Source organism: Aliihoeflea sp. (assembly GCF_052435475.1).
Lineage (GTDB): Bacteria > Pseudomonadota > Alphaproteobacteria > Rhizobiales > Rhizobiaceae > Aliihoeflea.
The window spans coordinates 534,411-553,178 of the sequence record NZ_JBQVMV010000001.1 but is presented as its reverse complement, the minus strand read 5'-3'; the positions used below and the strand labels follow the sequence as shown (position 1 = coordinate 553,178).

12 protein-coding genes are annotated in these 18,768 nt (G+C 65.2%); 5 read left to right on the top strand and 7 right to left on the bottom strand.

Annotated elements, in window-relative coordinates:
* Window positions 1-3: 3 nt before the first annotated feature.
* The gene (locus tag ACT6QU_RS02825; protein WP_444565550.1) at window positions 4-294 is read right to left on the bottom strand and encodes a hypothetical protein; all 291 of its coding nucleotides are present in this window, start codon (window positions 292-294) and stop codon (window positions 4-6) included.
* Window positions 295-325: 31 nt separating this feature from the next.
* Window positions 326-559 carry a hypothetical protein gene (locus tag ACT6QU_RS02820; RefSeq protein WP_444565549.1) on the bottom strand — a complete coding sequence of 78 codons (234 nt, stop codon included), beginning with the start codon at window positions 557-559 and terminating at the stop codon, window positions 326-328.
* Window positions 560-666: 107 nt separating this feature from the next.
* Between ACT6QU_RS02820 and otsB the strand changes: the two genes are divergently transcribed.
* Both otsB and otsA read left to right on the top strand, forming a co-directional pair.
* Window positions 667-1,428 (top strand): trehalose-phosphatase, encoded by a 762-nt coding sequence (otsB, locus tag ACT6QU_RS02815; protein ID WP_444565548.1) that lies wholly within the window; start codon window positions 667-669, stop codon window positions 1,426-1,428.
* Window positions 1,429-1,543: 115 nt separating this feature from the next.
* Entirely contained in the window at window positions 1,544-2,941 is a 1,398-nt protein-coding gene (gene otsA, locus ACT6QU_RS02810) for an alpha,alpha-trehalose-phosphate synthase (UDP-forming) (RefSeq protein ID WP_444565547.1), read from the top strand.
* 3 nt (window positions 2,942-2,944) lie between these two features.
* On the opposite strand, the gene ACT6QU_RS02805 is transcribed toward otsA, so the two are convergent.
* On the bottom strand, window positions 2,945-3,127 hold the full coding sequence (locus tag ACT6QU_RS02805) for a DUF3008 family protein (RefSeq protein WP_024585879.1): 183 nt from the start codon (window positions 3,125-3,127) through the stop codon (window positions 2,945-2,947).
* A 297-nt stretch (window positions 3,128-3,424) separates the two neighbouring features.
* On the opposite strand from ACT6QU_RS02805, the gene ACT6QU_RS02800 reads away from it, so the two are divergent.
* Window positions 3,425-5,335, top strand: coding sequence for an autotransporter assembly complex protein TamA (locus ACT6QU_RS02800; RefSeq protein WP_444565546.1), 1,911 nt, complete (start codon window positions 3,425-3,427; stop codon window positions 5,333-5,335).
* The gene (locus tag ACT6QU_RS02795) at window positions 5,332-9,930 is read left to right on the top strand and encodes a translocation/assembly module TamB domain-containing protein (protein ID WP_444565545.1); all 4,599 of its coding nucleotides are present in this window, start codon (window positions 5,332-5,334) and stop codon (window positions 9,928-9,930) included. The genes ACT6QU_RS02800 and ACT6QU_RS02795 overlap by 4 nt, the downstream gene beginning before the upstream one ends.
* Window positions 9,931-10,027: 97 nt before the next feature.
* Here ACT6QU_RS02795 and ACT6QU_RS02790 read toward each other — a convergent pair whose 3' ends face one another.
* The 4 genes from ACT6QU_RS02790 to ACT6QU_RS02775 all read right to left on the bottom strand — a co-directional run bounded on the left by ACT6QU_RS02790 (window position 10,028) and on the right by ACT6QU_RS02775 (window position 17,136).
* Complete coding sequence (locus tag ACT6QU_RS02790; RefSeq protein ID WP_444565796.1) at window positions 10,028-10,204, bottom strand: hypothetical protein; 177 nt, start codon at window positions 10,202-10,204, stop codon at window positions 10,028-10,030.
* 81 nt (window positions 10,205-10,285) lie between these two features.
* Complete coding sequence (locus ACT6QU_RS02785) at window positions 10,286-12,949, bottom strand: PAS domain-containing sensor histidine kinase (protein ID WP_444836518.1); 2,664 nt, start codon at window positions 12,947-12,949, stop codon at window positions 10,286-10,288.
* A 91-nt stretch (window positions 12,950-13,040) separates the two neighbouring features.
* Complete coding sequence (locus ACT6QU_RS02780) at window positions 13,041-15,314, bottom strand: acyl-CoA dehydrogenase (protein WP_444565794.1); 2,274 nt, start codon at window positions 15,312-15,314, stop codon at window positions 13,041-13,043.
* Between the two features lie 73 nt (window positions 15,315-15,387).
* Window positions 15,388-17,136: a pilus assembly protein gene (locus tag ACT6QU_RS02775; RefSeq protein ID WP_444565793.1), complete on the bottom strand. Its 1,749-nt coding sequence runs from the start codon at window positions 17,134-17,136 to the stop codon at window positions 15,388-15,390.
* Between the two features lie 210 nt (window positions 17,137-17,346).
* On the opposite strand from ACT6QU_RS02775, the gene ACT6QU_RS02770 reads away from it, so the two are divergent.
* Entirely contained in the window at window positions 17,347-18,759 is a 1,413-nt protein-coding gene (locus tag ACT6QU_RS02770; RefSeq protein WP_444565792.1) for an alanine/glycine:cation symporter family protein, read from the top strand.
* The last annotated feature ends 9 nt before the right edge of the window (window positions 18,760-18,768 follow it).

Below are 18,768 nucleotides of genomic sequence, written 5' to 3'. Positions count from 1 at the left end.
GGGTCAATCGTCGAACAGGAAAATGTCCTGGCCGCACCGATAGACGGGACACTGGTTCGCATCCCGCGTCTGGACCGAGGCGATCACTGGAACGCTCGGATGACTGCAGAACTGGCGCGATGCGACATAGCGATCATAAGTAAACTGGCCGGTCGTCAGCACGACCGCGCCATTGTCGACGATCAGTTGCTGCACCTGCGCACACGACATTGCTCGGCTGTCCGGCCGGCCCTGCGCGCTCGCACAGGCAATCGTCGCCGCCACCAGAATTGCCACCAGCGAGATTCGTTTCACGGCACGGTCCTCCGTCATGTTGCCGATGCGCCTAAAGGAATGCGGCCGCCAGAAAGGCCACGAGCACGACACCGGAAACGATGATCGTCAATCGCCAGCTAAACCCGTTGCTCATTTCCGGTCCAGGCCCATAATCGCGCCCGTCGCCCAGCATGATGCTCGGGGCATCTGCAGGGGTCAGGCGAACCGTCGGTCCGCCATTTTCGTCATTGCTGATTTCGACGACCTTCGACTGGTCGAGGATATCGCGTTCGAAATAGGTCATCTCATCCCTTGCCCGGCTGCAGCCAGCCCGTTGGTAATCGAATTGTGTTGCCTATATGGCCGGATAACGTCTCCGATCGGGCGCGTGTTCCGCGACTTCAACGAAGGGTGAACATCATCTCCACCAGACCGCTGAAAATTCACGACATCCCCTGCCCGCCCGAACGGCTTGCCGTGTTCCTCGATTTCGACGGCACGCTCGCCGACATCGTCGAACATCCCGACGACGTTCAGCTGCCCGCGACCACGGCAGAAGCGCTCGCGAAACTCGCAACCCGCACGTCGGGCGCGATCGCGATCGTGACCGGCAGGCCGATCGCGCAGATCGACGCGCTGGTCGATCCGCTCGTCCTCCCGGTCGCCGGCGTCCACGGCATGGCGCGACGCGGCTTCGATGGACGGCTTCATTCGACCCAGCACGACGCCACGCTGTTCGCCGAGATCCAGACGCGCCTCACGCGCCTTCATCTCGAACTTCCCGGCACGATGATCGAGATCAAGCCCGGCTCAATCGCCTTCCACTATCGGCGTCGTCCCGAACTTGCCCCGACCATGGCCGAGACGGTCCACGACGTTCTCGGTGAACTCGAAGGCTTGGACATCTTGCACGGAAAGATGGTCGTCGAGGTCAAAACCGGTCACGCGCAAAAGGGCGACGCCATCCGCGCCTTCATGTCGGAGGCACCGTTCGCCGGCCGCGTGCCGCTTTTCGCGGGCGACGACGTCACGGACGAGTTCGGTTTCGCGGCGGTTCGCGACCTGGATGGCATCGCGATCAAGATCGGTCCGGGCGAAACGGCCGCCGAGTGGCGTGTCGACGATCCGGACGGCTTCAGGGAATGGCTCGAGCGCCTTGCCGATTCTGCCTAAATTTGCATCGCCATCAGATGTTGCTAAAACCATGCGCAGATTTTCGACGATCGCAATGGATCAAATGGCCACCCAACGGGTTCGGCCGACGAACGAAGCATAGGAGATTTTGACAGTGGGTAGACTGGTGGTCGTCTCGAACCGGGTCGCGGACCTGACGAAATCGACACAGTCGGGTGGACTTGCGGTCGGCCTTGCCGACGCGCTGAAACGGCGCGGCGGGCTTTGGGTGGGCTGGAGTGGGGAAACGTCAACCGATGCGGACGACGCCACGCCGGAACTGACGACGGCCGGAAACGTCGCGATGGCGACGATCCCGCTGACCCCGGACGACTACGCCAATTACTATCTCGGCTTCGCAAACTCCGTCCTCTGGCCGCTCTTCCACTACCGGCTCGACCTCGTCGACTTCCACTCCGAATTTCTCGACAGCTACCGGAAGGTGAACCGCCGCTTCGCCGACTCGCTCCTCCCGCTGCTCAAACCCAACGACACGATCTGGATTCACGACTACCACCTGATCCCGCTCGCCTCGGAGCTGCGCAAGCGCGGCTGCACGCAGCGGATCGGCTTCTTCCTGCACATCCCCTTCCCGCCGCCGGAGGTCCTCGCGGCGGCGCCCGGCCACAAATGGCTCGCCGACAGTTTCCTCGCCTACGATCTCGTCGGCTTCCAGACCCAGACCGACGTCGCCAATCTGGCGCATTATGCCGAAGACCACATGCAGCTTTCGGCGCCGGTCGACGGGCGCATGTCGGGCCCGGCCGGCGATCTGCACCTCGCCTGCTTCCCGATCGGCATCGACACGCAAGCCTTCGCCGAACTCGCCGCCTCGCCCGCCGACGACGTGCAGGTCGACACGATGCGGCGCATGGTGCTCGACCGGAAACAGATCATCGGCGTCGACCGGCTCGACTATTCCAAGGGCCTGCCCGACCGGATGAAGGCGTTCGGCCGCCTGCTCGACCTCTATCCCGAGCACATGAAGAAGGTCACCTTCCTGCAGATCGCGCCGCCGACGCGCGAGGATGTCGACGCCTATGCCGACATCCGCCACGAACTGGAATCGCTGTCCGGCTCCATCAACGGCCGCTTCGCCGACTTCAACTGGACCCCGATCCGATACATCCACCGGTCCGTCGCGCGCGAAAAGCTCGCCGCGCTCTACCGCGTCAGCCGCGCAGGGCTCGTCACGCCGCTGCGCGACGGCATGAACCTCGTTGCCAAGGAATATGTCGCCGCGCAGAACCCGGACGATCCGGGCGTGCTCATCCTGTCGAAATTCGCCGGCGCGGCGGAGGAACTCGCCGAGGCCTTGATCGTCAACCCCTACGACATCGACGCCATGGCCGCCGCCATCGACCGCGCATTGACCATGCCGATCGAGGAGCGCAAGGAGCGCCATTCTGCGCTCTACAAACGCGTTGCCGAGGGCGATGCGCTCGCCTGGCAGAAGGCCTTTCTCGACGCACTGGAAGCCGCGCCGAACGGCATCACCCTCGACGTCGCCTGACGATCACGATTTCTTGTCGGGCAGTTTCTTGCGCTTGGTCTCGGCGAGGTCTTCCAGTTGGCGCTCGCTCATCGAATCCGCCATCTGCTTCGACGCGCCCTTCAGTTCCGACTTCTTCGTATCGCCGCGCTTGGCGGAAAGCGCGGCGCCAGCGGCTTTTTGCTGGGCTTTCGACTTGGCAGGCATGATCTTCGCTCCTCAGATCGTTCAGGCTCCAAAGCTTTCCGGGCGGCCCGATGTTCCTGACGTTCTGATACGTCCTGTGACCTTCCCGCCACGATGTCGATTGGACAGGGCCGGGGCTAACCGATAGGTTGCATCGGCGCGACTGGTCGCGATTTGTTAGGAATTCATTATCAATATCACGAGCTTGGCCTTGGCCTGAGTTGGTGGCGTTGGACGGGCGGATCGCAGGGGGAGCTTCGGTTTTCGCGGTCCGGCAGTCGCAGAGTTCGGGGAGTAGCCGTGTCAGGACAATTCGGGATGCGTCACCGGCTCCTCGTCGCCTCGCTGGCGGTGGCAACGGCGATGTCTCAGGTTTCCAGCGCCTCGGCCTTCTTCGGCCTGTTCGGCTCGAGCGACGCCGACGAAGTCGAAGTCATCGGCGAGCCGCAGAACTACACTGCCGAAGTCACCGTTCTCGACGCCGAAACCGCGCTCGAACGCAAGCTGCGCAATTCCTCGACACTCTGGAACGACCGCGACGAGCCCGCCTCCGGCGCCGGCGGCCTGCTCGCCAAGGCCCGCGGCGACTATCGCCGCCTTCTTGCTGCGCTCTATACCGAGGGCCGCTATGGCGGCACGATCTCGATCCGCATCGACGGGCGGGAAGCCGCCGACATCGCGCCAGACACGCCGCTCGCAAATCCGGCCACCGTCGTCGTCTCCATCGATCCAGGCCCCGAATTCCGCTTCGGCGAAGCCTCCATCATCAACGAGGCCCCGCCCCCGCAAAGCTGGCGCGACGAGGTCGACGATCCGCGCGAAGAAGGCTACGCGCCCGGCGAGGTCGCCCGCTCCTCCGTCATCCTGCGCGCAGAGCGCCTGTCGGTCGAGGCCTGGCGCCAGCAGGGCCACGCAAAGGCAGAGGTCGTCGAGCGCCGCGTCGAGGCGGCGCATGACGCCGACCTCCTCAATGCCCGCATCACCGTCGAGCCCGGCCGCAAGGCGTTCTACGGCCCGATCACGGTCCAGGGCACCGAGCGGATGGACCCCGAATTCGTGGCCTTCATGGCCGGCCTTCCATTGGGCCGCGAATACGACCCCGACGACATCAAGCGCGCCGGCGAGCGTCTCGCCCGCCTCGACGTCTTCCGCGCCTCGCGCTTCCAGGAAGCCGAGACGATCGGCGCGGATGGCCTGCTGCCGATCGACCTCATCGTGCAGGAGCGCGAACTGCGCCGCTTCGGCATCGGCGGCTCCTATTCCACGGTCGACGGGCTCGGCTTCGAAACCTACTGGCTTCACCGCAATCTCTTCGGCCGCGCCGAACGCCTGCGGTTCGATGCGCGCGTCGCCGGCATCGGCAAGTCGCTCGACAGCGAAGGCTTCGACCCGCGCGACTTCACCTACCGTGTCGGCGCCAGCTTCGAGAAGCCCGGCGTCTTCACGCCAGACACCAACTATTTCGCCTCGCTCTTCGGCACGCGCGAGGTGCTCGACACCTACACCCGCACCGGCATCGATGCGACATCGGGCTATTCGCACATCTTCACCGAGGAGCTGGCCGGCCGTTTCGCCGTCAATGCCGGCCATGCCGAGTTCGAGGACGACGCGTTCGGGACGCGCACATTCACCACAGCCGGCCTTCTCGGATCGCTCACCTTCGATTCGCGCGACGACGTTCCGAACCCGACACGCGGCTATTTCGCCGAAGCGATGGTCGAGCCGTTCTACGAGTTCCAGTACGGCAACGCCGCGTTCCGCTCCACGCTCGAAGGGCGCACCTATTACGGCTTTGGCGCGGAAGATCGCTTCGTTCTCGCCGGCCGCGCCAAGTTCGGCACGCTGGTCGGCCCGTCCATCGGCGAAACCCCGCCGGACAAGCTCTTCTTTGCCGGCGGCGGCGGTTCGGTGCGCGGCTATGCGTTCCGCAATATCGGCGTTGAAGGCCCGGGCGGAACGGTCATCGGCGGCAAGTCGCTGATCGAGGGGTCGGTCGAGGCGCGCGCCCAGGTGACCGACACGATCGGGCTCGTCGGCTTTGCCGATGCCGGACTGGTCGGCTCGGACTCGGTTCCCGATTTCGGCGAGGACGTGCGCATCGGCGTCGGCGCCGGCCTGCGCTATTTCACCGGGCTCGGGCCCATACGCCTCGATGTCGCGGTTCCGCTCGATCCGAGGCCGGGCGATCCATCCGTCGCCTTCTATGTTGGGATAGGACAGGCGTTTTGATCCGAATTCTCGTCGCCCTCGCATGTCTGATCTTCTCCGTTCCCGCCAGCGCGCAGGAAACGGAAGCGGAGACGCGCTCGCTCTTCACCAATTTCATCCAGAACCAGCTTTCGACGCCCAATCGCCAGATCCAGATCAGCGGCATCCAGGGCGCGCTGTCGTCGAATGCCCGTATCGGCTCGATCACGGTTGCCGATCGCGAGGGTGTCTGGCTGCGCATCACCAATGCGTCGATCGACTGGAGCCGCTCGGCGCTGCTGCTGCGCCAACGGCTCGAAATCTCCTCGCTTCGCGCCGAGCGGATCGACGTGATCCGCCAGCCCGTTCCCGAGGAAGGCATGCCGGCGCCCGAATCCTCCGGCTTTGCGGTTCCCGAACTGCCCGTCGCCGTCAATCTGGAAAGCCTCGAAATCCCGGTTGCGACCTTCGGTCCGACCGTGTTCGGGCTCGAATCCGAACTGTCGCTCACCGGCCGCCTGCGGCTTGAAGACGGCGCGATCGACACCGCGCTGGACGTCACGCGCCTTGACGGGCCCGGCGGCCAGCTCGGACTTTCCTTCGTCTATTCCAACACGACGGAAGTGGTCGATCTCGACCTGTCGCTCAGCGAGCCCGAGAACGGCATCGTCGCCAACGTCCTGAACATCGAAGGTCGCCCCCCGGTCGCGCTGGCGCTTTCGGGCAATGGCGAACTCGACAATCTCGACGTCCAGCTCGCGCTCGACGCCGACAGCGAGCGCATCCTCACCGGCATCGCCATGCTGCGTGAAGGTCGCGGCGGGCGCGGTTTCTCCACCCGCCTGTCCGGGCCGATCGCACAGCTCATTCCCGCGCAGTTCCGCGACTTCTTTGGCGCCGAGACGTCGCTCGAAGCGCAGGGCTTCATTCGCGACGAAGGCGGGTTCCGCCTCGATGCGCTCGATCTCGAGAGCGCGGCGCTGACGCTCTCGGCCTCCGCCGAGACGACCGCCGACAGCTTCCTGCGCCGGCTTGCCATAGATGCCTCCGTCGAGGACCCGAGCGGCGACGTCGTCGTCCTCCCCGTCCCCGGCGGCGATACGACCGTCCAGCGCGCGGCGCTCACGCTGTCCTATGGCGAGGGTGCGGATGACGACTGGTCCGGTTCGCTCGATATTCGCGGCCTCGACACCGCAGGCTTTGCGGCCGAGACGATGGAACTCGACCTGTCCGGTCTTGCGCAGAACCTCGACCAGCCGAACGACCGGCGCATCACTTTCGACCTGTCCGGTGCGATCGACGGCGTAACGTCCCCCGACGAGGAAATCGCCCAGGCGCTCGGAACGCGCATCGACCTGACTTCGTCCGGCGAGTGGGCCAGTTCGCAGCCGCTCGTCCTGTCGGATACGCAGATCGAGGCCGAGGCGCTGATCCTGCGCCTTGCCGGCACGGTCGCCGAATATGTCTTCGATGGAGATATCGGGGTCGAAACGTCGAGCCTCGCCCCCTTTTCCGGCCTTGCCGGCCGCGACCTTTCGGGCGCGCTGGCGCTTGATGCGCGGGGCAGCGTCGCGCCGATCTCCGGCGGGTTCAACCTGACGCTCGACGGCACGATCGACGAATTGCGCATCGACCAGGAAGCCGCCGACAATCTGATGGGCGGACGCACCACGATTGCAGGACGCATCGAACGCGGGGCGAACGGCCTCGTCACCGAAAACCTGCGCGTCGAGAACGAGCAGTTCGACCTCCTCGCCGACGGCACCTATGCGACGGGCGCGGCCGATTTCGACTTCCGATTCGGCCTCACCGACCTCGCGCTCGTCTCGCCGCAGGCTTCCGGCGCGCTGACCGCCGAAGGCCGCGCGGCCGGCAGCGACGGACTGATCAACCTGACGACGTCCGTCACGGTTCCCTCCGGCCGGCTTGCCGACAAGCAGTTGCGCGACGCCGCCATCGCCTTCGAAGGCACGCTCGAGGAAAGTGACCTCGAAGGCACGCTTGCCGGCAGCGCGTTCCTCGACGGCGTCCGTGTCGACCTTTCCTCCGCCATCGCGCTCGTCGAGGAAGAGCGACGCCTCACCGACCTCGTCTTCACCGCCGGCGGCGCGCGCCTGACGGGCTCCGTCGTCCAGGATTCGGCCGGGCTCCTCAACGGCTCCCTCGACATCGATGCCGCCGACATTTCCACGCTCGCAGCGCTTGCGCTTCAGGAAGCATCCGGCGCCGTTCAGGCGTCCATCGGCCTCGAACCCGTCGAGAACGAACAGCGCGCGACGCTCGAAGGCACGATCGACGACTTCGCGCTCGGCGAAACGCGCATCGAAGCCGCCGAAATCCAGGCCGCGATCGACGATCTCTTCGGCGTCCCGCGCATCGACGGTTCGGTCGATGCGAGTGGCATTTCGGCCGGCGGGGTCGAGGTGACGACGCTTCAGGCCAATGCCAACCGGCAGGGCGAGACCACCGACTTCTCCGCCAATGCACGCCTCGACAATGGCACGACGGCCGCTGCCGAAGGCTCGCTGACGCCCGAGGGCGAAGGCTTCCGCCTCGCCCTGACCCGCATCGATCTTGCGCAGGGCAACCTTGCCGCGCGTCTGCGCCAGCCAGCAAGCCTTTCGGTCATCGGCGAGACCATCACCATCGACGCGCTCGCGCTCGATGTGGGCGGCGGCAGCATCGACGCGACCGGCCGCATCGCCGAGCAGATCGATCTCGACGTGACGATCGCCGCCCTGCCCCTGTCGATCGCCAACACCGTCCGTCCCGATCTCGAACTCGGCGGAACGATCGATGGCACCGCGCGCGTCACCGGGCCGCGCAGCCAGCCGGACGTGGCCTTCGACATTCGCGGCAACGCCTTGCAGGCCGCAGCCCTGCGCGATGCCGGCCTCTCCTCGCTCGGCGTGACCGCGCGCGGCACGACGTCCGGCGAGCGACTCAACATCGACGCGCGCGCAACGAGCCCCGAAGGGCTCGACGCGACCGTTCGCGGCTCCGCACCGCTGCTGGGCGACGGCCAGCTTGCGCTGGACGTGACCCTCGCCGCTTTTCCCCTTGGCATCCTGAACACGGTTGTTCCTGACCAGAATCTCGGCGGCAACCTCTCGGGCACCGCGCGTGCGACCGGCACGACGTCCGACCCACAGGCCGCGTTCAATCTGAGCGCTTCGGGCCTGTCCGCCGCGCCGCTCAATGATGCCGGCATCGGCGCGCTCAACGCCACCGCCGCCGGCAATTTCGCCAATCAGACGGTCACCCTCTCCTCGGTCAACGTCTCCGGCAATCAGGGCCTGTCGCTCTCGGCCAGCGGCACGGTTCCGCTCGAGGGCGCGGGGCTCGCCGTGAACCTCTCGGGCGAAGCGCCGCTCTCGCTGGCCAACCGCTTCCTGATCGATCGCGGCACCCAGCTCGTCGGCACGGTCGGCCTGCAGGGTCAGGTTACCGGCTCGATATCCGATCCGCAGATCCGCGGCACGGTCTCGACGCAAGGGGCGCAGATCGTCGATCCGGAAACCAACATCTCGCTGCGCGGCATCAACGTCTCGGCCAGCATCGACGGCCAGACGATCACCATCCAGTCGGCCAACGCGACGCTCGGTGCCGGCGGTACGATCACTGCGGGCGGCACCGTCTCGCTCGCCGAAGGCCTGCCCGCCAACATCAGCATCGCGCTCAATCAGGCCCGCTACAATGATGGCGACCTGATCGCCGCGACCGTCTCGGGCAACCTCGCCTTCACCGGCCCCCTCGCCGCCGACGCCCGGCTGTCGGGTACAGTCAATATCGAGCGCGCCGAAATCTCCGTCCCCGAGAATCTCGGCGGCGGCGCGGCCGGCATCGACGTCATCCACCGCAACCCGCCGCCCGGCGTCGCCGCGACGCTGCAGCGCGCGCGGGCCAATGACGGGACGCCCGTTCCTACTTCCCGCCCGAGCGTCATCCAGCTCGACGTGACGGTCAACGCGCCGAACCAAATATTCGTGCGCGGCCGCGGCCTCGACGCGGAGCTTGGCGGCAGCGTTCGGGTTCTCGGCCCGGTCACCAACGTCCAGCCAGTCGGCGCTTTCGAGCTGATCCGTGGTCGTCTCGGCATTCTCGGCCAGCGCATCGAATTCGAGGAAGGCACGATCACGCTGGTCGGCGATCTCGATCCGGTGCTGAACTTCGTTGCAAGTTCGGAGAGCGACGGGACGACCGTGTTCATCACCGTCTCCGGCCGCGTCTCCGATCTCGACATCTCCTTCTCCTCCTCCCCGCAACTGCCGGAAGATGAGGTACTTGCGCGGCTGATCTTCAACCGATCCCTGAACGAACTCTCCGCCTTCCAGATTGCGCAGCTTGCCGCTGCGGCAGCGGAGCTTGCCGGCGGCGGGAACTCGTCGCTGCTCGGCAGTCTGCGCAGCGCGACCGGTCTCGACGATCTCGACATCGTCACCGACAGCGAAGGCAACGCCGCGGTCCGCGCCGGGCGGTATATCCAGGACAACATCTATCTGGGCGTCGAAGCGGGTGCCGGCGGCACGGCGCGGGGGACGATCAATCTCGACATCACCGACGAATTGAAGGCGCGTGGGGCGGTCGGGTCGGATGGGGATTCGAGCCTTGGCGTGTTCTTCGAACGCGATTATTAGGCTCCAAGACGCGAAAAAGGCGGCTGAAAGGCCGCCTTTTTGAGCTCAAAGTCCGGGATTTTGAGCGAAAGCCAGCTTGTTTCGAGCGGTTTTCAGCTCATTTCTTGCCCGATTTCTCCTTTTTGGGCGCGCCCGTGATGCTTGATCCGGTTGCGGACACGGGGTCGCTCGCGGGGAACGTGTCCTCCAGACCCTCCTGCAGTTCCTCTTCCTGACGCTTCTTCTCGGCGTCCTTTTCAATGTCGAGATGACGCTTCTTTTCGTTTTCCGGCATGGGAGCCTCCTGTTGGAATTCGTCGCTCCCAAAACGCGCCCGCCCCGGCGGTGGTTGCAGCATTGCTGAAATATCGACGCGTCAGACCACGACGCCGATTTCACCGAGCGGGGCGCTGATGGTGCAGCGCAGGCCATCGGGGCGGAAGTCGAGGCGGACATCGCCGCCCAGTTCTCCGGCAAGGCTGCGGCCGACGAGGCGTGAGCCGAAGCCCTGGCGCGTCGGCTGGACGACCGGCGGGCCGTCCTGCTCGCTCCAGAGAAGCGCGAATCGGCCATCGGCGCGGTCGACGGTCCATTCGATCCGGACCGAGCCTTCGGCGGTCGACAAGGCGCCGTATTTGACCGCGTTGGTGGCGAGTTCGTGCAGCGCCATTGCAAGCGCCAGGGCCGACTTCGTCGAACAGCGGACGTCGGGACCGTTCGAATGGATGCGCGGCGTGTCCTTCTGGACAAAGGGCAGGATCGCCTGCGCCACAATCTCCGCCAACGGTGCCCCCTCCCAGCTTTCGCGGGTCAGGACGTTGTGAGCGTTGGACAATGCGATGAGGCGCGATTCGAACGTCGCGCGCAGGTCGCGGGCGACGTCGTGGCCGCGAAATGTCTGCGAGGCGATCGACTGGACGGTCGCCAGCGTGTTCTTCACGCGGTGGTTCAGTTCGTTGATCAGCAGGCTGCGGCGTTCCTCGGCGCGTTTGCGCTCGGTCAGGTCGAAATTGACCCCCACCATGCGTTCCAGCCGCCCGCTCGCATCGCGCATCGCGATCGCGCGCGAGCCCATCCATCTGATCTCTCCGGTATCGGGCCGCTGGATTCGGAAATCCACCTCGACCATCCGTCCCCCCGGTCCGTCGAGCTCCGCCGCATCGGCAATGCCCATGAAGTCATCGCCGATGGTCAATTCGCGGAAGGACGCAAGCGAAGGCTCAAAACTCTCCGGCGAGACGCCGAACAGCCGGAACTGGGCATCGTCCCAGATCATCGTATCGGTCTGCGCGTTCCACTCCCAGACGCCCATCTGGCCAGCCGAAAGCGCCAGATCCTTGCGCAGCGATATCTCGCGCAATTCCTGTTCGGCCGCCTGACGGGCGGTGTCGTCGCGGATGGTCAGGACGTTGCCGATAGTCTCGCCATTCGGCCCGAAAACCGGCTTGGCGCTGCCGATCGCCAGGATTTCGACGTCGTCGGGACGGCGAATGCGCCAGCGGGCCTCAATGACGCTCTCGCCGTTCAGAACCGCACGCGCCAGCGGCAGTTCGTGCGAGGGATAGGGCTCGCCATTCTCGCGGAAGAGCTGGAACCGCGTGGCATATTCGTCGGGCGAAATGTCGAGATGGGCGACACCGTGGATTTCGGCGGCGGAACGGTTGATGAAGGTGATGCGCCCCTTGGGATCGGTGACGATGACGCCTTCGCTCAACTGGCCGAGAAGCGCCGCCTGTTCGGCGGCGATCAGTTCCGCGCGCCGGCGTGCCTCGGACGTCGCTTCATGCGCCTCACGCTCCTCCGTCCGATCCCGAAGGATCTTGAGGAAGCCGCCACCGCCGCCGCCAACCAGCGGCACGATCGCGCCCGAACCCCAGAAGCGGGTTCCGTCCTTTCGCACGTGCCAGCGCTCGTTGGAGGCACGGCCGGTCGCGCGCGACAGGGCGCGCTCTTTCTGCGGAAGCTCGTTCGCCAGATCCTCCTCGGTGAAGAAGATCGTCGCGTCCATGCCGAGGATTTCGTCCTCAGTGTAGCCCAGAAGGCGCTCGGCGCCGCTGTTCCAGGACAAGACCTGCCCGGAATCGTTGATCAGGATGATCGCGTATTCGACCGCGCTGTCGAGGATGAGCCGCGAGCGCTCGCGGCTGCGCACGAGTTCCTGCTCCGCCTCGCGCGCCTCGGTCACGTCCCGGACGACGGCGAAGAAGCCGGTCACGCTGCCGTCTTCGCCGCGATGCGGGACATATTCCGATTCGATGTGGCGTATGCGCCCATCCGTCTGGGGGATCGTGGTGGCGAAGGAGACCTGACGCCCGGCAAGTGCGGCTTCGGCATGTTCGCGCATGTCGGCAAAGGCGCGTTTGCCGAGCACTTCGGCAATGGTTCTTCCGATCACCTGATCATCGGGCCTGGCGACGCCACGACGATGTGCATCGTTGCGGAAGGTGTAGCGCATCTGCGTGTCGATGAAGGCGACCATCTGCGGCAGTCCGTTCGCCAACTGACGGACTTGGTCGACGAGGCGCAACGAGGCGACGGGGGAGCGCGTTGTCGTTGCCGCTTCCGCGAGCAACGTCACCAGAATGCCGGCGACCGGCACGTTTCCATCGCCGATCGGCGTGGCCGTCGCCGTGAACTGCCGTGGAACCATGCCCGTCACATCGACGATGTCGCGCTCGAAAGTCAGGGTGGCGGCAGAAGCGGTCTCGCGGACGCGCTCGACCAGTTCGCTCAGGGGACGTTCGATTTGCGGATCGAGCGCATCGAGCGTCACGCCGCGATGAGTCGGATAGAGGCTCTGGTCGATGAGCGGCGTCGCCGCGTCATTGTAGACGAGGCGCAGATCCGTGCCCCAGAGAATGAACGCAGGCGCGTTCATCGTCAGGACGATGTCGCTTGCCGCGACGAGCGCGGGGGGCCATTCGGATCGCGCGCCGAGCGCCGTCAGGTTCCAGTCGAAAACGCCTGCGCCCAGCGGACGGTGAATTGCCGTCGCCAAACCCTGCCGCCCTTCGTCAGTCTCGCCCTCTCGCGCCGACACGCATATCCCCTCGATGGCCTTGCGGCTGCCCCAGCCCGTATTTCTTGGTCGTCGGTTTTGACGCTGGTGTCAACGTTCTCCCCGATACCGGTCATTCCGCCGCTTCGCGCGGCAATTCCTTCCTTTCGCCGGGCCGATGCTGGTCGGCAAGCGGCGAAATCTCGGCCATCGGGAAGGCATCGACGGCGACCACGCGTGCGACCGCCTCGCGCGCCTCGACCAGACGGCGGTGCTCATCGGCCGACAGGAGACCCGTCTCGACCGCGCGCTCGACCTCGCGCATGTTTGCATCGCGAAGCTTCTTTTCGATCGGTGCAACGCCGGCAAGCAGATCGAATGCGCGCTCGAGATCCTTCAAGGCGTGATCTTCATGCCCTTCCCCGAGATAGAGATCCGGCGCCAGCCGGTCGCGCTGCGAGCCGGGTTCCATCAGCATTTCCGCGACGCGGGTGCGCGCGGCATCGCTCGGCTCGGGGTTCGGAACGCCGAGCGGAAACGCAATCGCGCGAACGAGCCAGGCCGCCCATCGTGCCGGAAGGTTGGCGAGGACGCCCTTGAAGGCGACGCCCATTCGCTGGCGGCCGCGCATCATGATGAAATCGACGAGCGGCCTGTCGGCCTCCTGGCGCCCTTCATCCTCGAAGCGCTTCAAGACGGCGGCGCCGAGATAGATTTCCGCCAAGATGTCGCCCAGCCGCGCCGACAGCATCTCCTTGCGCTTCAGCGCGCCGCCGAGCGTCAGTAGGGCAAGGTCGGACAGGAGCGCGAAGGCGGCGGCATAGCGGGAAAGCTGGCGCCAGTGACCGGAAAGCGCAGCCTTGCGCGGCGCCGGAGCGACGAGCCCGCCCGTCCAGCCGCGAACGAAGGCCTTGAGCGCGTTCAGCGCCGAATGTCCGGCATGGCTCCAGAACTGGCGGTCGAACTCTTCCAGACCGCGCGCGTCGTCCTCGTCGGACAGGGCCAGAAGCTCCTTCAGCATATAGGGATGCGAACGGATGGCGCCCTGCCCGAAGATCATCAGATTGCGGGTCAGGATGTTGGCGCCCTCGACCGTGATGCCGATGGGCACGGAGCGGTATTGCGGCCCCAGATAGTTCTTCGGACCCTCGATGATGGCCTTGCCGCCATGAATGTCCATCGCATGCTCGATGGAACGGCGCATGCGGTCGGTCGCGTGGAACTTCATGATGGCGGAGATGACGGAAGGCTTGTGATCCTGGTCCAGCGCCGCGACCGTCAGACGCCGCGCGGCGTCGATCTGATAGGCATTCGCGGCGATCTCGGCCATCGGCTCCTGGATGCCTTCGAACTTGCCGATCGGTACGTTGAACTGCGTGCGCACGCGCGCATAGGCGCCGGTGGCGCGGGCGCACATGGCGGCGGATGCGGCAGACTGCGACGGCAGCGAAATGCCGCGACCGGCCGCAAGGGCCGTCATCAGCATCTTCCAGCCCTGACCGACGCGCTCGGGACCACCCAGCACCCATTCGAGCGGGATGAACACGTCCTTGCCGGAGAGCGGTCCGTTCTGGAACCAGGTGAAGAGCGGGACATGGCGATCACCATGGGTGACGCCGGGCGTCGAAGTGGGCAGGAGCGCGACGGTAATCCCCCGCTCAGTGCCGCCGCCAAGATGGTTGTCGGGATCGGAAAGCTTGAAGGCAAGCCCCATCACGGTCGCGACGGGGCCCAGCGTGATGTAGCGCTTCTCGAAATTCAGGCGGATGCCGAGGACGCGCTCGCCTTCGTGCTCGCCATATTCGACAATGCCGGTATCGGTCATCGCGGCGGCATCGGAGCCCGCCTGCGCGGAGGTCAGCCCGAAGCAGGGAATCTCGCGGCCGTCGGCAAGGCGCGGCAGCCAGTAATCGCGCTGCTCGTCAGTGCCGAAGTGCATCAAGAGTTCGCCCGGGCCGAGCGAGTTCGGCACCATGACGGTGACGCCAGCCGTCACGCTTGCCGAAGATATCGTCCTGACGACCTCGGAATGGGCGGTGTTGGAAAAGCCGAGCCCGCCATAGCGCTTCGGAATGATCATTCCGAAGAACTTGTTCTCGCGCAGGAAATCCCAGACGGGCTTCGGCAGGTCGCGGTCTTCCCAGACGAGCTTCCAGTCGTCGACCATGGCGCACAATTGCCGGACCGGCCCTTCCATGAAGGCCTGCTCCTCGGAGGAGAGGCTGGCCGGCTTCATTTCGAGAAGCCGGTCCCAGTCAGGCGTGCCGGAGAAAATCTCGCCGTCCCACCAGACCGTTCCGGCATCGATCGCATCGCGCTCGGTTTCCGAAATGGGCGGCATGACGCCTTTGGCCCAGCCGAAAATGGGCTTCGAAATGCGGTCGCGGCGAAACTCGCGGATCGTCATGGCACTCCCCCGGATCAAGCGATGCGTTGAACCTGATGGAATGCGCGGGCGGGCGGATCGTTCCGGCCGGGCCTCAATGCGTCAGGTGCAAGGCCGCAACCGCGCGGCCGATATCCGAGAACGCCTTTTCCAGAGCGGCCGTGTTGCTGGCCATGTGGAAATTGTCCTTCTTGGTCGCGCAGTTCTCGAACAGGGTCTTAACGGCCGCGTTCGTGGTGTTGTAGAGGACCGTGAAGACCTCCACGCCTTGGGCCTTCATCTGGGTGCACATCGAACCCGTCCAGGTGTTCAGCGTCTTTTCCGCCTCGCCCTGGCTGGTCTTGCCGTCGATGCGGCTGGCGGCATTGTTCATGCCCTTGGCGCCAAGGAAGCCGTAGGAGCCGTAGTCGGACTTGTTGATCGTGTTGCTGGAACCGAAGGACACGTTGGTGCCGTCGGTCATCAGGACCAGGAACTTCGAGACGCTGTCGGTGCCGAAGGGCGCGGCCTGGGTATAAGGCGCCTCGGGCGACAGGACGCGCCAGCCCCAGGCGAGGCCTTCGGAAATATTGGTGCCCGACCCGTTCCAGAACTGCATCGCGTCGATGCCGGTGCGCACCTTGGCCATGTCGTCGGTCAACGGCACGATCGGCGTCGGGCAGGCGCGATTCGGGCCGATGGTCAGGTTGTGGGTGTCCTTGACCGACTTGCCCGGCAGATTGTTGACGACCCCGTCGATCGAATACTTGACCGTGGAACGCTGGATTTCGGTGCGGCCGGCATTCGTGTTGATGTCGAGGCCCTGGGTCTTGTGGTCGAGCCAGGCATTGTTGAAGTTCGCACCGTCATTGCCGCCGATGGTCTGGCGTGTTCTGGGCTCGCTGGGGGCAAAATAGGGCACGAACAGCGTATCGGGCTTCGACGGATCGGGCGGCGTCAGGTCGAAATTGTAGGGAACGGGACGTGCCTCGACACAGCCCTTCCACTCCGTCTTCGACTGGCGGAACAGCTCCCAGTGATGCGGGTATTTCTTCACATTGGCGCACATAGCGCGCATGTCCTTGGCGGCTTGCGTTTCGCCAGTGATCGAGCAGCCGGGCTGGGCATAATGCGCCCATCTCGCGACAATGGCGTTGCGCTGGACGTCGGTCAGGTCGGCGCGGCGCTGGACGGCATTCAAGGTCGGGCGCGCGGCGCGCGTCGTGTCGTCGATGAAGTTCCAGCCATTGTAGACGGCCACGCCGGTCTTATCGATCCAGGCTTCGTCGAAGCCCTCGCCGTTGATGTTGACGGCCGTCACGAAGGGAACCAGACCGACGCGGACGTCCTGGCGCGGGTCGCCCTCGCTTTCGACGGCATCGAGCAATGCCTTGGAGGCCTTCTTCAGGGCGTCGATGCCGCCCTGGCCCATCGAGCCGGTGTTGTCGAGGACCATGGCGATCTCGAGCGTCTTGGTCGAGCGGAACGAGGTGGCGGAGACCGTCACGCCGTCCGTGCCGATCCGGTTCATCAGGAACAGGCGGACCTTGGCATCGACGCGGCCGGTGACCTCGACATAGTTCAGCCCCTCGCGCGTCGACAGGTCGGTGACGGCGGAGCTGATGGTCGAGCCGGTGATCTGGCTCGAGATGAAATCGTCGAACAGGCGCTCGCGTTCGGCATCGGACGCGTTCTCTCGCGAGGCTGCCAGCACGGCGCTGTCGGCAATGTTCTGCAAGCGCGCTTTCGCGTTGATGATGTTGGCGGTGTCGACCGCCAGGCCGACGCCGGCGAGCAGGGCTGGAAGCAGCACTGCTGTCATGATGCCGAAATTGCCGGCTTCGGAACGCCAGAACCTGAACATGGACTTTCCCCGCTTTCGTGCCGCCGACCCTGGCCCAACAAGATTAACGGAGTGGATAGGCGCGCGCGGGCGTTGCGGATTGGGTTAAGGCCGACCTAACGACAATCGCAGAATTGAAGGATCGGTGAATTTCTCCGCGGCGGGGATCGACATCGGCCGCGCGCTGCCACAGTTTCGTCAAGAAGAGCCAACCCGCGCGAAGGACGTGCCGTGACCGCCATCGTCGACTTCCTCAACAACATCTTGTGGAACTACGTGCTGGTCTACGGCCTGCTCGCCGTCGGCATCTACTTCACGGCACGCCTCGGCTTCCTGCAGTTCGTGCATTTCGGCGAGATGTTCCGCGTCATCGCCAAGAGCGAGGAAACCGACAAGCACGGCATCAGCCCGTTCCAGGCGCTGACGATCAGCCTGGCGTCGCGTGTGGGAACCGGCAACATCGCGGGCGTCGCGGTGGCGCTGTCGCTCGGCGGGCCGGGCGCGATCTTCTGGATGTGGATGGTGGCGCTGGTCGGCATGGCGACGGCCTATTCCGAATCGACGCTTGCCCAGCTCTACAAGGTCGAGAATTCAGAGGGCCAGTATCGCGGCGGGCCGGCGTTCTACATCGCGCGCGGCCTGCGCGCGCCATGGGCGGGCGGGCTGTTCTCGATCTTCCTGATCATCTCCTTCGGCCTCGTCTTCAATGCGGTTCAGGCCAACTCGATCGCCGATGCGGTCGAAGGCGCGTTCGGCGTTCCGAAACTATGGGTCGGGCTGGTCGTCGCGGTCCTGGCAGGCATCGTCATCTTCGGCGGCATTCGCCAGATCGCACGCGTCGCGCAGGTCGTGGTGCCGGTGATGGCCGGGCTCTATCTGCTGATGGCCGCAATCGTGCTGGCGATGAACATATCGGAAGTGCCAGGCGTCGTCGGCATGATCTTCGCGCACGCCTTCGGATTGCAGGAAGCGGGCGCGGGCGTTGCGGGCGGCATCATGGCGGCGATGCTCAACGGGGTGAAGCGCGGGCTCTTCTCCAACGAGGCCGGCATGGGCTCGGCACCAAATATCGCTGCAGTGGCGACTCCGCAGCCCCACCACCCCTCCTCCCAGGGCTTCGTCCAGGCGCTCGGCGTCTTCATCGACACGCTGGTCATCTGCACGGCAACCGCGATCATGATCCTGCTTTCCGACGTCTACCAGATCGGCGGCGACATCGAGGGCGCGACGCTGACCCAGAACGCGCTGCAGGAGCAGTTCGGCGTCTTCGGGCTCTACTTCATTGCCATCGCGATCTTCTTCTTCGCCTTCACGTCGATCATCGGCAACTATTCCTATGCCGAAAATGCGATGACCTTTCTCAGGGCGGACAATACCGTCGCGCTCGGTGTCCTGCGCTTCGCGCTGCTCGGCATGGTTGTCTGGGGCGCGTATGAAAGCGTCGCGACGGTGTTCAACGCGGCGGATGCTTCGATGGGCCTGATGGCGACGATCAATTTGATCGCCATCGTGCTTCTGTCGGGAACGGTCGTGAAACTGACGCGGGACTATTTCGCGCAGCGAAAAGCCGGAAAATCGCCCCGCTTCGAGGCGCGCGACTATCCCGAACTTCAGGGAAAAATCGACAAGAACATCTGGTCCTAGCGCGGGGGG